General features: G+C 67.8%; 15 protein-coding genes. 6 read left to right on the forward strand and 9 right to left on the reverse strand.

Annotated features, from left to right (window positions below):
• Window positions 1-320: 320 nt before the first annotated feature.
• Window positions 321-707, forward strand: coding sequence for an SsgA family sporulation/cell division regulator (locus ACWGKQ_RS50660; RefSeq protein ID WP_453298915.1), 387 nt, complete (start codon window positions 321-323; stop codon window positions 705-707).
• A gap of 109 nt (window positions 708-816) precedes the next feature.
• Here ACWGKQ_RS50660 and ACWGKQ_RS50665 read toward each other — a convergent pair whose 3' ends face one another.
• The 5 genes from ACWGKQ_RS50665 to ACWGKQ_RS50685 form a co-directional block, all read right to left on the reverse strand.
• Window positions 817-1,521 (reverse strand): TetR/AcrR family transcriptional regulator, encoded by a 705-nt coding sequence (locus ACWGKQ_RS50665; protein ID WP_453298916.1) that lies wholly within the window; start codon window positions 1,519-1,521, stop codon window positions 817-819.
• 292 nt (window positions 1,522-1,813) lie between these two features.
• Window positions 1,814-2,164: an NAD(P)H-binding protein gene (locus ACWGKQ_RS50670; RefSeq protein WP_453298917.1), complete on the reverse strand. Its 351-nt coding sequence runs from the start codon at window positions 2,162-2,164 to the stop codon at window positions 1,814-1,816.
• A 175-nt stretch (window positions 2,165-2,339) separates the two neighbouring features.
• Entirely contained in the window at window positions 2,340-2,543 is a 204-nt protein-coding gene (locus ACWGKQ_RS50675; protein ID WP_453298918.1) for a hypothetical protein, read from the reverse strand.
• Between the two features lie 490 nt (window positions 2,544-3,033).
• The gene (locus tag ACWGKQ_RS50680; RefSeq protein WP_453298919.1) at window positions 3,034-3,909 is read right to left on the reverse strand and encodes an oxygenase MpaB family protein; all 876 of its coding nucleotides are present in this window, start codon (window positions 3,907-3,909) and stop codon (window positions 3,034-3,036) included.
• Between the two features lie 438 nt (window positions 3,910-4,347).
• Window positions 4,348-5,025 (reverse strand): TetR/AcrR family transcriptional regulator, encoded by a 678-nt coding sequence (locus ACWGKQ_RS50685; RefSeq protein ID WP_453298920.1) that lies wholly within the window; start codon window positions 5,023-5,025, stop codon window positions 4,348-4,350.
• 243 nt (window positions 5,026-5,268) lie between these two features.
• Here ACWGKQ_RS50685 and ACWGKQ_RS50690 point away from each other — a divergent pair, with 243 nt between their 5' ends.
• The 3 genes from ACWGKQ_RS50690 (at window position 5,269) to ACWGKQ_RS50700 (ending at window position 7,612) form a co-directional block, all read left to right on the forward strand.
• The gene (locus ACWGKQ_RS50690; RefSeq protein WP_453298921.1) at window positions 5,269-6,105 is read left to right on the forward strand and encodes an alpha/beta fold hydrolase; all 837 of its coding nucleotides are present in this window, start codon (window positions 5,269-5,271) and stop codon (window positions 6,103-6,105) included.
• 83 nt (window positions 6,106-6,188) lie between these two features.
• Window positions 6,189-6,650, forward strand: coding sequence for a cupin domain-containing protein (locus ACWGKQ_RS50695; protein WP_453298922.1), 462 nt, complete (start codon window positions 6,189-6,191; stop codon window positions 6,648-6,650).
• Window positions 6,651-6,727: 77 nt separating this feature from the next.
• The gene (locus ACWGKQ_RS50700) at window positions 6,728-7,612 is read left to right on the forward strand and encodes an alpha/beta hydrolase (protein ID WP_453298923.1); all 885 of its coding nucleotides are present in this window, start codon (window positions 6,728-6,730) and stop codon (window positions 7,610-7,612) included.
• Between the two features lie 71 nt (window positions 7,613-7,683).
• Here ACWGKQ_RS50700 and ACWGKQ_RS50705 read toward each other — a convergent pair whose 3' ends face one another.
• Window positions 7,684-8,289, reverse strand: a complete 606-nt coding sequence (locus ACWGKQ_RS50705; protein WP_453298924.1) for a TetR/AcrR family transcriptional regulator — start codon at window positions 8,287-8,289, stop codon at window positions 7,684-7,686.
• Window positions 8,290-8,413: 124 nt separating this feature from the next.
• Here ACWGKQ_RS50705 and ACWGKQ_RS50710 point away from each other — a divergent pair, with 124 nt between their 5' ends.
• The gene (locus ACWGKQ_RS50710; RefSeq protein WP_453298925.1) at window positions 8,414-8,872 is read left to right on the forward strand and encodes a cupin domain-containing protein; all 459 of its coding nucleotides are present in this window, start codon (window positions 8,414-8,416) and stop codon (window positions 8,870-8,872) included.
• 311 nt (window positions 8,873-9,183) lie between these two features.
• Window positions 9,184-9,924: an SDR family NAD(P)-dependent oxidoreductase gene (locus ACWGKQ_RS50715; protein WP_453298926.1), complete on the forward strand. Its 741-nt coding sequence runs from the start codon at window positions 9,184-9,186 to the stop codon at window positions 9,922-9,924.
• Window positions 9,925-10,245: 321 nt separating this feature from the next.
• Here ACWGKQ_RS50715 and ACWGKQ_RS50720 read toward each other — a convergent pair whose 3' ends face one another.
• The 3 genes from ACWGKQ_RS50720 to ACWGKQ_RS50730 form a co-directional block, all read right to left on the reverse strand.
• The gene (locus ACWGKQ_RS50720; RefSeq protein WP_453298927.1) at window positions 10,246-11,166 is read right to left on the reverse strand and encodes a patatin-like phospholipase family protein; all 921 of its coding nucleotides are present in this window, start codon (window positions 11,164-11,166) and stop codon (window positions 10,246-10,248) included.
• The gene (locus tag ACWGKQ_RS50725) at window positions 11,163-12,089 is read right to left on the reverse strand and encodes a hypothetical protein (protein ID WP_453298928.1); all 927 of its coding nucleotides are present in this window, start codon (window positions 12,087-12,089) and stop codon (window positions 11,163-11,165) included. The genes ACWGKQ_RS50720 and ACWGKQ_RS50725 overlap by 4 nt, the downstream gene beginning before the upstream one ends.
• A gap of 70 nt (window positions 12,090-12,159) precedes the next feature.
• Window positions 12,160-14,472: a dynamin family protein gene (locus tag ACWGKQ_RS50730; RefSeq protein WP_453298929.1), complete on the reverse strand. Its 2,313-nt coding sequence runs from the start codon at window positions 14,470-14,472 to the stop codon at window positions 12,160-12,162.
• Window positions 14,473-14,937: the final 465 nt, after the last annotated feature.

Consider the following 14,937-nt stretch of genomic DNA (forward strand, 5'->3'; position numbering starts at 1 on the left):
CTGTGGCGCCCGATCACCGTCGGGGTGGGTTGTACAAGCCCCAACGACGTGGCGGGGGGTCACTCGTCACGGCTCGTCGAACCGACCGCTCGCCGGGCCGACACCGTGCCCGGCCCGATGAAATCGATTCTTGGCCGAACGGGGCCGACTCGCAGGACCCGCGTGTACTGCTCTCGTCGTCCGGCACCTCCGGTTGCGTCGGCGATACCACCACGTCCCGTGCCTCGAAGTACCCGGGCTGCGATCGCAGTGCGGGGCGAGCGGGATTGCGGGAGTGAGGGACAGTGAGATCGGTCAGAACCGTGGCGTACGAACTGCCCGTGCAGTTTGTCGTGTCACACGACCTGTCGGTGCCGATGTACGCAGCACTGCGGTACGAGGCGGATGACCCCTATGCCGTCCGCGCCGCCTTCCACCCCCCGGGCGACGGCCGGACGGTCGAGTGGTTCTTCAGTCGCGACATGCTGACTCAGGCCCTGAGCGAGCGCACCGGACTCGGAGACGTGCACATGTGGCCGGCCGCCGACCCGGGACGCGACGTGGTGTTCATCGCTCTGAGTTCACCTTCGGGGTCGGCCCTGTTCGAGTTCCCCGCGCAGGACGTGGATTCCTTCCTGCACGAGACGCGGTCCGTGGTGCCGCCGGGGGCCGAATCCAGCCGGCTCGACCTGGACGCGGAGCTGGCGCAGTTGCTGGCGGGAAGTTGAACGCCTCCTCCGGGCGGCGACGCCCTGCCAGATCCGAGCGAGCCCGGTGCTGAATGCAGCACCGGGCTCACCGTGTGTCCCGTTGCCCGGGAACCTCACCTGCCGCGGCTCATGCCTCCTCCTGGCACTCGTGGCACTCCGCTTCGGGGCACTCGAGAGTGGTGAGGGTCTGGTCGACCTGCCGCGGTGTCAGCGGCGGCTCCGGCAGCTCGTGGGCGCACTGGGCACGGAAGGCGTCAAGGAGCAGGTGCAGGTGGCGGCGCCAGGCGTTGGGGGCGACGGCACGTGTGGCCTGGATGATCCCGGCCTGGGACCAGATCACGAAAGCGAGGTCTTCCGGGGTGACATCGTCGCGGAGGACGCCCTGCTCCTGGGCCTTCCGGAAGATCTGAGCGGCCCGTTCTCCCGCGCGCTCGAACATTCCCCTGCCGAGCGCGTGGACGGGCAGCCGGGCCGAGACCAGGTCGTTGAAGGCGCGGTCGCAGGCCTGCAGTTCACAGAGCTTTTCCAGGTAGTGGCAGAACCCTTCCCAGGCGTCGTCCATGGCCGCGGCCTCTTCAGCCGCGGTCAGCAGTTCCGTGAACTTCGCGGTGAAGAGCTCTTCGACCAGGTCGAGTCTGCGGGGGAAGTGCCGGTAGAGCGTCCCGATCGCGACGCCTGCCTCGCGGGCAACGCCCTCCAGGGACGCGTCCAGCCCCTGCGCGGCGAAGGCCTTGCGGGCGGCGGCCACGATCGCGTCCCTGTTGCGCTGGGCATCGCGGCGCAGCGCCTTGGCCGGTGCCTGAGGCGCGGACAGGACGTGCTGCTGGCTCATGCATCCAGGCTAACATGAGGGGCCCCTCGAATTCGGACTGTGGCCATGCTCACGGCGCGAACGCGGCGTGAGCGAACCAGGGACACGGGCCCGGGCCGCACGGCGCCTCCAGAACCGGAAGACACCGGCAGCCGGGAAACGGGCCGGCGCGTCCAGCACGTGCCCAGACATACGCAGCGCACGCCGAAGACGTCGCGGACACCCACGCGGAAGTGACCGGTGGGGACGTCCGCAAGACCGCCCGGAGCACTGTGCGGCGGATGCCGGCTCCGGCCAGAAACTGCTCAGTCAGTCACTGGTCGCGGGCGTCGAGGTGGGTGGCGACGGGCGAAGCGCCCACGAGGGACACATACAGGACCCGGTCCGCACCGGCCTCGACGGCGGCCTCGACCACGATGGCGTGTTCCTTCAGTCGGCGCCCCGTGCGGTGTCCGGAGACCAGGACGAGAGTCGACGCACCCTCCAGTGCCGTGCGCATGGCCGAGGCGTCGGCGTAGGCGGCCGGACCGCGTCGCTGAGCGGCGCCGGGCAGTTCGGGCATGCGGTCGGGACCGCTTCCGACAAGGAATTGCGGGACTCCGTGGTCGGCGGGTCGGTCCGCGATCCGGCTGCCGAGCGCCCCGGTCACCCCGGTGACCGCCACCGTGTGGTGGTTCTTCTCGGGTATGGGTCCACTCCTCCGGGCCGCTGTCGATCAGGGCCCTCCCGCTTCCGCGGTCTTGGGCACGCGACCAGCACCATGGTCACCTACTACGCCGAGCCCGCCTCGGACGTGCCCACGCCGGTCGTCCGGAAACTGGCCCGGAACGCACCAGGCGTCACATCCAGCTGACGCACAAAGGCTCTGCGGAGCGGGTCACCTCCGCCCCGTCCTCGGACGCGATCTGGACCCGATAGCGCCCGCCGAACTCGTTGGCCGACGCGAACACCTCGATGGGACCGGTCACATCGAGCAGCCGCACGCCCGGGAAGACCAACACGATCACGGTGAGCGGGCCCGTTCCTGGGCGCTTTTGATTCATCGGATGCCTCCGGGCCAGGCGCGGTGCAGATACGGGCGCCCTGCGGAGGTGCGGCGAGTGTTCCAGGGCGGATCAGGGAGCCGATCAGTGCCGGCACCGGACCTCCGGTTCGCAGGATTTCCGTGCGTTCATTCTGCGCCTTCGACCAGAGCCAGGACCACGACCGGCCGGCTCCCAACAGGGAGGTAAGTCCTCCCAGTCAGCCGCGACGCCGTCACGCCGCGTCCCGCCGCCGAATTCGAGCACATGGCGAATACGGCGGCGCTCGGCAAGCGAGTGACCCAGTCCCCGACCGTACGGGACCGGCGGGAGGCACTTCGGGCCAGGAGGCTCCGCAGCTGCTGCACGTGCAGATCGGCCTGTTGGGTTCGAAGTCAGCAGCCCAGCCCGCACGGGCGTGGTGGGGCGTCCGCGCGGCCGCGACTCCGGCCCAGCCGACCACAGTCGAGACCCGTGTGGGGTGCGACCAGAACCTCGCAGCCCGCCACCGTCATTCTTGGGCGTTGGTGCGCCGGGTCCGGCGGAGGCGGTCGGACAGCGGTGTGCGGGCGTCGGGCAGCACGCGGTGGGCGAGAAACAGGGCCTTGAGGAACAGCCGGATCGCTTGCTCGCGGCGCGGCCCGATCCAGCCGATCCGGTGCAGTCGGCAGACCCGTTCTCCGGCGAGGTAGCGGGTCAGATCACGGCCGAAGGCACGCAGTGGGGGCGGGAACCAGCGCTCGGCGAAGAAGTGCATCATCGCGGTGGCGACACGGTGTCCGGAATCGGTCGACTCGTAGGGCCGGGAGTCGAATTTCCGGGCGAACTCCTCCATCGCCTGCCAGTCCTCGGGGAAGGGTTCCTCGGCCAGGGGGCCGGATTCGCGTTCCAGGATGCGGAAGACGGCCTGCGCCCAGTGGTGCCAGGCGCGTTGCATGTGTTCGGGGATACCGGGCAAACCCAGCGAGGTCTGGAGTCGGTGGGCAAAGATGGCCAGCAGGACCAGCGGGTAGACGAAGTCGTCGATGTCGTCGAAGTTGCCGGGTAAGTTCGGCGTTCTTCGGGCTACGGCCATATGGATGCGATTCAGCCGCTCAGCGGCTGCGCGGCCCGCCGCGCTGGACACGCCGTCCACCATCCAGGCCACCAGGAAGTCGTTGCCGTCCTGGAAGCGCCGGTACGGCTTCGTCTCCAGTTTGCGCGTGTGGTCCAACGTGGCTGCCCCGAGGGCCGGTTGCATCATGCGCATGGTGCCCGGATAGATCATCATCGCCAGGGCGAACTCGGGCACCCGGTGGCTGACGTAGAGCGAGATCATCCTCTCCCACTCGGTGTCCGGATCCATCCGGGCCAGCTCGCGGTCCACCCACTTGTAGCCACGGCGCAAAGTTGGTTCCTCCACCTCAAGGCCATGGGGTGAACTGCCGCGGCCACTACAGGAATTGATGCCGAGTCGGTGGTGCTGCACGGAGAGACGCAGCCGTGACGAACCGGGTTCCCGGTGCCAGGCTTGCGCGCTTGGCGGACCTTCCCGCACAGCCGGTCATGGAACTCGGTGATCAGCCCGTGCTCGCGCCAGCGGCGGAAGAACGCGGGGGCAAGGCGGTGGTGTTCCGCTCCTCCGGGCAGGACCTGACCACCGTCGGCACCTACATCGAGATGGCCTCCTGCGTGGCCGATCCGGTCCTCCTTGGGCTGGCAGTCCTGGCCGTCCGCATCCGCGTCAAACGCTGGCCCCTGCCCCGACGGGCAAGCCCCGCTGCGCACCGTCACGAGGGAAACGGGGCCGGGGCCGGACTGATCCGGCCGGATATCGCGACGGCCGTCACCCGGAGACGCCCGGCCCCTCAAAAGACCTTTCCCGGAGGGGCTGTTGCGTCGGCCTCGCGCCACTCGCGGTCTGTTCGGCAACCCGCAGCGCGGCCCGGGTGAGGGTCGTCGCGGTGTGCCGGAGGCTGGCGATGGCCTGGTCGGGGTCCAGTCCATGCAGGTCGGTCAGGGTGAAGAGCGCCTCGGCACTTGCCACGACGGTGAGATCACGCTTGAGCTGATCCAGTGCGGCGGGCTCGACGGCAGTGCCGGTGGCCAGGGGGATCAGCGCGTGGTCGATCAGTCCGAAGCGCAGCCCCGGCCGGGAGACGGCTTCCGCGGGCTGTACCAGGGCGGCCGCGATCATGGCGCGCACCACGCCCTGCCGGGCCAGGACATAGCGCAGCAGGAACTCGGTCGCGGTGGCTACCCGCACCACGGGATCGGTGGAGGCGGCGGCCGACCGCAGTGCCACGGCAGGAGCGGGTAGTTGCCCGGCGATCGCTTCGCCCAACAGGCTGAGCAGGTCGGGGAAGTGGCGGTAGGCGGTGGCCTCGGAAACCAGGGCCCTCCTGGCCACCTCGGGCATGGTCACTTCCCGACCGGTACGGCTGAGTTCGACTGCGGCCCGCACGAGCGCGGTGCGCGTGCGCAGCTTCTGATTGGCACGGCCCGTCGTGGTCTGTGATCCCATCGCTCCACCTCTCGTCATCCGCACGGCTCGGGCGTCTCGACCCCCATGATGAGAGCATGCCCTCACGAATGGCTGGCTCATGCGCGCCGCCCCGGTTCATCCGGGCCGCCAGTGGGGAGCCGTTCACACTTGCGCGGCACCATTCAAACGAGGGGCAACTCTCTTGGTGAGAGTTTACTTGCATAAGGGGAGGCGGCTGTCTATGTTTGTGCGAGCCAGCTCTCATGAATGGGGATCACTGCCATGACCGTTCCGACCTCCGCCCGCACCACCCACTCCACCCGTACCGTCGATCTCGCCGACGGCCTGTCCGTCACCATCGACGAGTACGGCTCCCAGACCGAGGGGACCGGTGTTCTGCTCCTGCACGGTGGTGCGGGTCCGCGGACCATGACCGGCCTGGCCACCGCGCTGTCGGAGCACGTCTTCGCCGTCGCGCCGACCCACCCCGGCTTCGACGGCACCCCCCGTCCCGACTGGTGCGACTCCGTCGCGGACCTGGCGGTGGCCTACCTCGATCTGCTGGACGAGCTGGACCTGACCGGTGTGATGGTGATCGGCAACTCGATCGGCGGCTGGATCGCCGCCGAGATGGCCCTGCGTGACACCAAGGGCCGCATCGGGGCCCTCACCCTGCTCAACGCCGTCGGTATCCACGCCCACATGCAGGTCAACCAGGTCATTGACCCGCGCACCCTGCCGCCTCAGGCAGTTACCAAGCTCTCCTTCGCCAACGCGGCCTTCCGTCCCGACTTCTCCACCTTCACCGACCAGCAGCGTGCCGCCGCTGCGGCCAACCAGCAGACCCTTGCCGTGTACGGGGGCGCCGGCTTCACCTACGACCCCAAGCTCCGGAGCCGGCTGCGCCGTATCACCCTCCCGGTGCTGGTCGCCTGGGGCGAGGAGGACGGCATTGCCAACGTCACCTATGGCCGCGGCTACGCCGACTCCTTCCCCAACAGCCGGTTCGTGGCCGTCTCCGAGGCGGGGCACTTCCCGCAGATCGAGCAGCTCGGGCAGACCCTGGAGGCCATCGGGGACTTCGTCGACACGGTCGTCAAGCGGGGTCCGGCCAGCTGACCCCGGCCCCAGGACGCCGCCCCGATCACCGGGCCGACAACAGAGCGCCCGCCAGTCAACACAGAACGGACACCTTCGTGAGCATGGCCTACCTCGCTCAGCCCGACCAGCAGCAGAAGCTCGAATGGCTCGACGGCGGCCAGTTCGCCGTGCTCCTGGACAGCGCTGCCACCGAAGGTCAGCTGACCGTCGGACGGTTCAGCGTCGCCAAGGGCGAGGCGCCGCCGTACCACATGCACACCCACGAGGACGAGATCTTCATGCTCATCAAGGGCACCGCGCTGCTGTGGTCTGACGACGAGGAGATGGAGCTGTCAGAGGGCGGCATCGTCTACCTGCCGAGGAACGTCCCGCACGGCTACCGCATCACGTCCGACACCGCCGACCTGCTGATGATCTGCACCCCTGGCGGCATCGAGGGTATGTTCCGGCACGCCGGCCGCGACCTGTCCACCGCCCGGCCCGAAGGCTTCGAGATCTCGAAGGACAAGATGGCCGAGGCCGCCGATCTCTACGGCCAGATCATCCTCGGCCCGCCCCGCTGAACGCCGGCACACCCGCCGCCCCACCCCTGCGTCACTCCTGTTTCACCCCTGTGCCACCCCATGAGAAGGGCACCACCATGTCCGGGCAACAACGCCGCGAACTCGACGAACTGCTGCGGCACGCCCCGCTCGACGTGGGAGGCGACGTGGCCGAAGCGCGCGCCGTCTTCCACAAGATGATGATCTCGATACCCCTGCCTCCCGACGTCACGACCACCCCCGGACACCTTGGCGGCACCCCCGTCGTCACCGTCGACACCCCCGGCAGCGATCCGTCCCGCGTACTGCTGTACTTCCACGGCGGCGCCTACGCCATCGGCTCCGCGGCCGACGCCGCGGGTCTGGCCGCCGACGTGTCCCGGCGGGTCGGCGCCCGCGCCGTCTGCGTCGACTACCGGCTGGCCCCCGAGCACCCGTTCCCCGCGGCCGTCGACGACGCCGTGGCCGCCTACCGCGCGCTGCTCGACCAGGGCATCCCCAGCGACCGCATCGTGTTCGTGGGCGAATCCGCCGGCGGCGGCCTGACCGTCGCCACGCTGCTCGCCCTCAAGGAGGCGGGACTCCCCCAACCCTCGTCGGCCGCGGTCTTCTCGCCCTGGGCCGACCTCACGGTCTCCGGCGCCAGCGCCACCGGCAAGGCTCACCTCGATCCCGCCCTCACCCCGGAGGCACTGCGGACCCGTGCCCGCGACTACCTGGGACCGACGGCCGCCACCGAACCACTGGCCAGCCCTGTCTTCGCCGACCTCACGGACCTGCCGCCGCTGCTGATCCAGGTCGGCTCGCACGAGATCCTGCTGGACGACGCCATACGACTGGCCGCCCGCGCCGCCGACCACGACGTTCACGTCGAACTCCAGGTCTGGCCCCAGGTCCCGCACGTCTTCCAGTCCTTCGCCGTCATGCTCGACGAAGCCGACGAGGCACTGAACTCCGCCGCAGCCTTCATCCGGGCCCACTGACTTCGTCTCCCCCGGAAGCCGCCGGTCCGCGGCGCCGGTTCACTCGGCCGAAGGTGACTGCGCGCGGTCCGCTACGCGGTCGCGCGCACCGCTGCTCCGGTGAGGGTCGACGCGGTCCGTACGGCGCTGGTGACGGCCTTGTCCGGGTCGAGTCCGCACAGGTCGGTGAGGGTGAAGAGGGCCTCCGCGCTCACGGTCACCGCGAGATCCCGCTTGAGTTGGGCGAACGCGTCCGGGTCCGTCGTACCGAGCGTGTCCTGCAGCGGGAGGAGCGCATGGTCGATGAGGCCGAAGCGGATGCCCGGACGGGCGGCCACCGTCTCGGGCCGGGTGATGGTGGCGGCGATCATCGCGCGTACGGCGCCCTGCCGGGCGAGTATGCCCCGGAGCAGGAACTCGCAGGCGAACGCGACGCGTTCGACCGGGTCGGTGGAGTTCGCGACCGGTGCGAGCGCCTCGGCAGGGGCCGGCCAGACACCGGCCAGGGCCTCACTGATCAGGGAGGGCAAGTCAGGGAAGTAGCGGTACGCGGTGGCCTCGGAGACCAGCGCCGCGCGGGCGATCGCCGGCATGGTCACCTCGGCTCCCGTGCCGATGAGTTCATGGGCGGCTGCCACGATCGCCGTCCGCGTGCGCCGTTTCTGGTTGACGCGTCCGGCTTCCGGCTGCCCCGTCATCACCCGATACCTCCTACTGGTCGCCCTACATCGTAGCAGCCGCCTCGCTTGGTGAGAGTTGACTTGCATAACTGGGGTCGACTTCCCTACGCTCGCGAGAGTCCGCCCTCACGAAGGAGAAGTCTTGAGCACGGTTTCCGTGGTGGGTCCCGACGACGGCGAGACCATCCGGCTCGGCCCGACGCGGATCCGCATCCTGGAGGACGGCAGCACCACCGGGCACCGCCTCGGCATCGGGGAGATCACCATCGCCCCGCACACCCAGGGACCGCCGCAGCACCGGCACGCCCAGCACGACGAGGGCTTCTACGTCGTCTCCGGCACCGTCCACTTCACCATCGGGGAGACCACCCACGCGGCACCGGCCGGCACACTCGCGATGATCCCCCCTGGCGCCCCGCACACCTTCGCCAATCGCGGCGACGAGCCGGCGGTGCTGCTCAACACCTTCACGCCCGACCTGTACATGCAGTACTTCCGCGACCTGCGGAACATGATCGCCGACGGTGCGGAACCGACCCCGGAGTCGATGGTCCAGGTCATGAGCCGCTACGCCACCGTCCCCGCGACCGACTTCGCATGACGGCACCCCGGCCTCGTCCGAGACCGTTTCATTCGAGGAGCACGGCAGTGACCCGCAGCACCCTCACCCCCATCCTGCGGCCGGCCCGGCTGTCCGCGCTCGTACACCCCGGCTTCGGCGGTTCCGCCGACACTCACGCCGATCCCCGGCCACGGCACCGACCCCGAAGGGCAGGTCCCGATGCGCCGCCCCGATCGCGACTTCGGTGCCCGTAGCGGCTCTGACGACTCGGTACGCAGTAGCGCAGGGTTCCCGTTCAGGGGTTCCTGCGGTGGCCCAGGCATGGCGGCCGCCATGGCAGGATCCGCAGCATGAGGCTTGAACAGGCGGATCGGCCCGTTGCTCTGATCAGCGGGTCCACGTCGGGGATCGGGGAGGCCGTCGCGCGGCGGCTGGCGGCGGATGGGATGCGGGTCGTCGTGCACTCGCGGCACAGTACGGAGGCCGGGGAGTCGCTTGCGGCGGAGCTCGGCGGGGCGTACGTCCGGGCCGACCTTGCGGTGGAGGAGGAGGCCCGGGGGCTGGTCGAGGCGGCGCTGGGCCGGTACGGGCGGCTGGACGTGCTGGTGAACAACGCGGGCATCAGCTGGCCGATCCCGCACGACGACCTGGCCGCGGCGACACCCGCTGACTGGCGACAGCTGCTGGAGGTGAACCTGATCGCGCCATGGGTGCTGTGCACGGCGGCACTTCCGGCGCTGCGCAATTCCCCCGGGGGCGGCAGCATCGTGAACGTCACCAGCCACGCGGGGGTGCGCCCCAAGGGCTCGTCGGTTCCGTACGCGGCGAGCAAGGCCGCGCTGAACCACGTGACCCGGCTGCTCGCGGCCGCGCTCGGGCCCGAGGTACGGGTCAACGCGGTGGCACCGGGGCTGGTGGACACGCCGATGACGAAGGACTGGGCGCAGGCGCACGAGCTGTGGCGGGAGCGCGCGCCCATGCGCCGGCCGGCCCAGCCCGCCGACGTGGCCGATCTGGTGGCATCGCTGATCGCCAGCACCTATCTGACCGGCGAGGTCATCGTGCTGGACGGCGGGCTGAATCTGACCTGAGAAGCCACCGCGTTGCCACGGGCTTGTCTGGTCGAACAGCGTTCCTGAGTGCACGCCTTCGCCCGCCGCCGGCAGGTCCAGGGGTGGGCGGGCGCAAGAGGCACCTGGCGGTGGACTGCCTCGGCATGGTTGGGGCCGTGGCCGTCTGTGGTCGATGACCGTGCTCATGAGCGGCCGCCTGGCCGGGCGCCGACCGGGTGCCTTCAGTCGGTCGGCATCTCGAGCGGGGTGAACGCCCCTGGGGCAGCCGGAGATGGCGCTGTCCCGGTTGGAGACACCCGGGAGACGATGACGGAGATCCTGGGAGAAGCCCGCGAGCAGTCAGGGGGAATCCAGTTCGCGAACTGCTTCCAGCATGGTGTCCTGAGCCTCACGTCGTCTTAGGTGAGGCTCAAGGAGGGCCCGTGCACCGGTGATGGTCCGCTCGGCATCCTGATAGCCCAGTTGTCGCAGCTCGTTCAGCCGGCGGGCGGAGAAATCCAGGAGGCTGACGGCGTTGCCAGTCACGCCGGGTGAGACCAACGCCTCTGACGGCCGGATTTCGAGGACCGTTGCGGTGGGGTAGCGACTGGCGTCCCACAGCACTCCGCGCCGAAGATGCGTGACCAGGATCAAGTCGAGTGGGCTCTCAGCCATCAGCGGCCCCAGCGGCGCATTGGCGTAGGCACCTCCGAGGCTGCCATCGCGGTAGAGACGGTCGCCCACACGCCGCCCGGGGGCGATGAACGGAAGGGCGGCACTGGCCAGAACTGCCTCCCGGCGCTCGGCTACTGCAAGGTCGTTGACCTTGATCCATTCTGATTGGGCGCCGTTCACCGATCGCACGACGTCGGCGAACCAGTTGTCGTCAGGCACCCCGGGGAAGGCAGCGACCCAGAACGGGAGGCTCAGCTGTGCGAGGTCAACGTGCCGGTCCAACACGCTGTCAACGAATTCTGGGTGCAGGACTGGGCCTCGAGCCAGCTTGACGACATCCGGCACCGTGCCCAAGCCGGAGTCCGCGTGCCCGGCAGCACGTCCGACCTCGTCCCACACATTCACCATGTGTTCGACCGCCGCGTCGGGCGACCCTTGTGCGGCGACCACCGCGCCGTTCAGCGCGCCGATGCTGGTACCCGCCACCGCCGCCAGGGAAATATGTAGTTCGGCGAGGTATTCCACCACTCCGACCTGGTAGGCCCCTCGCGCTCCTCCGCCGGCCAGAACCAGCCCGATGCGTGCGGCACGCGTGGTGTTCTTCATGGCCGCCGCCAGTGGCTCGCGGCCAGTTCGAACTGCTCGTGCACCGCAACGTCCACGATCCTGCGCGCGGTGGCACCCGCATCGAGGTGGTCCACTCGTCGTCGGCTGAGCTCCAGGGCGATCCCGGCCGGCCGCTCGGGCCTGACGTCGTCGGCGAGTGAGGCCAGCTCCATCGTCATCGCGGCCATGTGGTGCAGCGGGCGGCTTGCCAGAGCAAGCCCAGGAACGAGTCCGACGTCGAGCAACTCTCCTACCAGCGCGCGCTGTTCGGGCCAGACAAGCATGCGCCAGGCTTCTTCGAACTCGGCGGCCAGGCTGATCGTACGACCGGGCGCCCGGGATACCTGGGGAATCGAGTCGGCTACCGCTCGGGCGGTTCGACTGCGGTACTCCGTGTCACCGGATTCCGCATACCAGCGCCCACACGGGCCGCTCGCCAGGTGGCGCCCGAGGAGAACGGCTTGGTAAGGCCACGGAACTCCGCGCAGCGATCGTTCCGCGCTGGTCAGCACACGGTCCGCGAAATCCCTGGCGGCGTCTTTCAACTCGACCGTGCCGACACGGCGTTCGAGGAGCGACAAGCGCTCATCGGTCGCCCTGATGATCTCTCCGACCTCATCAGCGAGTTCCTCATGCGCGCGCTGCAGGGATGACACGTGCCCCGTCACGGACTTCAGATGCCTGGCCACTCGCGCTATGGCCAGATCGGTGACCCGGCCGTATTCACTGGTTTCGACTGCGAGCGCGGCCAGCGTTTCCTGACCGTTGACCAGGTGACGGATGGTCAGCAGCTGGGCGCTCCGGCTGCTGCCGGTGAGGTCCGCGATCAGCCTCGCGACGACGCCCGATTCTGCACGGTCGGCAGTGATCGCCCGAGCGACACCGATACCGTTCGCCAGCTCGAGCAGCGCCCTGTCGTGCATCCCAGGCAGCCGATGAGCCAGCTGCAGAACTTGGCCATTCATGAAGGGCTCGGAACCAGCCTTTCCACATTCAGGCCGTGAGTCGACACAGGTAGTCGTCGAGCGTCTCGGCTTCCGTCGCCAACTCCGCCTCGAGGGCCCTGATCGTCATTCCGTGATCGATACGCTGCTCCTCGCTCTTCTGTTGAACCCCCAGAGAGCTGGTAAGGACATCGTGGTAGCCCTTGAGGTAGTCAGCAAGTCCGTCGTAATAGGCGGTGAGCTCGCCGGTGAGCTCACTGCTGACGTATGCACGCAGAGAGTCACGCATGTCGTCGATCTGGGCATCGAAGAGCCCCCGGAGCTGACGCTCGATGCTTGTACAGGAGACGACGTAGACAGGCACATTGACCGGGCGGGTCGTGGTGACCGTCACCTCCTCCTTGGCAATCCACAGAGTCCACCAGATGCGCCTGGTCCGAGTCTCCTCGTACTCCTCTTCGCTAACACGCATCCGCTCTGCGGGATCCTCGAGCTCGACACGGAACTGCTTGTCGATACCGGGAGGAGGGGGTTTGACATCGACATCGAACGCATTCGAAAGGGTTCGTGCGGCGCGTTCGATGAGCCCGCGCACCTTCGACTCCTGCTCATCGACGATGTCGGCGGAGGTGCGTCGGACCAGCTTGTCCAGGTCGACGCGCCCCTCGTCGAGCAGTTCGCGAAGCTGCGCGGTGACTGCTCCAACGATCTCGTCCGTCAGCCGCGTGGCCTCCTCAAGCGTCGGGAACTCGATCTCGTCCGAGACGGATTTGCTCGGACTGACCGCGTCAATCAACTTCCTGATATGTGACTTCTCCGCCTTGGCCGACTCTGTTCCCACCGCCTGGATGATCTGGTGACCGTTCACTTCCAATCCGCTGACGAATCCATCGATCTCCCGCCGGAACCGCTCCTGCAGCTGTACGACGGTCGGAAGCCGTTCCCTGTGGTCAGCCAGCTCCTCCATTTCGCTTTTCAAATTGGCCAGTTGCTGCTCGATCTCCTTCGCATCACGCTCTGCGGCGCTGCGTTCCAATGCGAGGCTGGTCTTCAACTCGTCCACCGCAGCCTGGTACCGATACAGTGCTGATGTCATGACCGCAGGAGCCGCATCGCTCCGTAGCTGGTCAATCACCTTCTCAATCAGCGGCACGACCTTGCTCTTCACCAACAGGCGCTCAGCCGTGCGGGTCAGCGTCGCCGGTGGCGTATCGCCAAGAAGGGCCTCCAGCTCGGACACGTCTTCGAGTGGATTGAGTTCGCGCAACACGGCAATGGCCGCCTCGCTGTCAGCGCTCCTGAACCGGTCCCCCGTCAGGCGTTGCTCGGTCAGGACCCGGGAGCCGAGCAGGCCCCAGTTGGCCACGACCTCATGTACCTGTCCCGCGGAGATTCCGAGGGTGTTGCGGACAACCTGACGGGTCTCATCCGTGCTCAGATCGTCCTCGGTCTTGCGCGCGTCCACCTTGTTGACCACGGCATACAGGCGCTCCTTCCCAATGACCTCGATGTGCCGACCGAGACGCTTCTCGATGTCGACTGCCGCGTCACTACCCATCTGGGTGTAGTCGAGCACCACCAGCAGAACGTGCGCGTCGTGGAGCTGGCGTTCAAGAGCGGGGCCAAGCCTGGCGGCAATGGCGTGTTCGTTGGGGCCGGGTGTGTCGATGAGGACAAGCTGCCCGCCTCGCGCCTCTCCGGCTGCGAAAGGATGCAGGTGTCCTGTGCGCAGCTCCGGCAGGTCTTGCATGTAGCTGAGATAGTCGTCGTTGAGAGCCAGAGAGGCGAGCCGCATCTCATCGTTGATCCTGGCAAGAGCCTTGTGAACGTCAGCTGCTCCAACGTAGCGACGCTCGAGGCGGGGTAGCACTGCGCGGTTGAGGCGTTCGGCCAGATCCATCAGGTAGCCGTGCTTGGAGCCGACGGTCCAGCCGCTGCGCAGGCGCCCCCGGAGCTTCCTCTCCAGAGTGTCGTAAAGGTTGAGCAGGGAGTCGGGAATGCTCAGCTCCGGTCTGTCCAGAGCCATACCTTCCACAAGGATGATTCTTGTGGGTACCGTGGTCATAGGGTTGGCCCGAGCGGGCAGCAACTGATATCCGACGATCGCGTTGATCAGTGTCGACTTGCCTGCTTTCATCGGTGCCACGATCGGCATGACGAGCTGCAGTTCCCGTACCGACTCCAGGTGCCGATTGAGCTCGACTGCTTTCCGCTCGTTTTTCTGCTTGAGGGCTGCTCCCTCGTGGTTGTTGTTGCGTTCCAGCCCCGCCGATCGCTCGAACAGAGAAACGACTCGTTCGAATCCGTGAATGAGGTCCTGATGAAGATCCGCCAGCTGGCCGCCGCGTTCAGAGTGATCCACGTGCGCGTCCCCCTATGCCTCACGCTCCACGATTGACGGGGATACTAGCAGTGACTCTGTCTCCGTAACATGGAATCGGTAAGAGTGGCTTGCCCTTAGGGCGCGCAGATCTTTAACTCGTTGATTTCTGCTTGGTGTTCCGTTGGTCTGGCATGAGCGGCTTGGGTGGCATCAATACGGTGTGGCGCGGGGTGACAGAACGCGGAGCCAACGCGGCTTCCATGCCTGCGAGTTGAGACTTCGAACGCCTCCCCGAACGGCAAGGGAGCCTTGCGCGTTTGAAATAGCCGAACACTCTCATCCTGCAGGACCACCGTCAGGCAAGTCGGCGGCAAACCATGTACAGACGGAGCCTTCCTCGAGCGGGCCGTCAGAAGTTGTTGTCTTTCAGGACGTGATCGACGCGTTTCCGCTGGTCGGGGATAGGAGTGGTGGTTCCGTGGGAGTGGTGGCCTGTCGGGTTGT

Source organism: Streptomyces sp. NPDC054770, assembly GCF_053611985.1.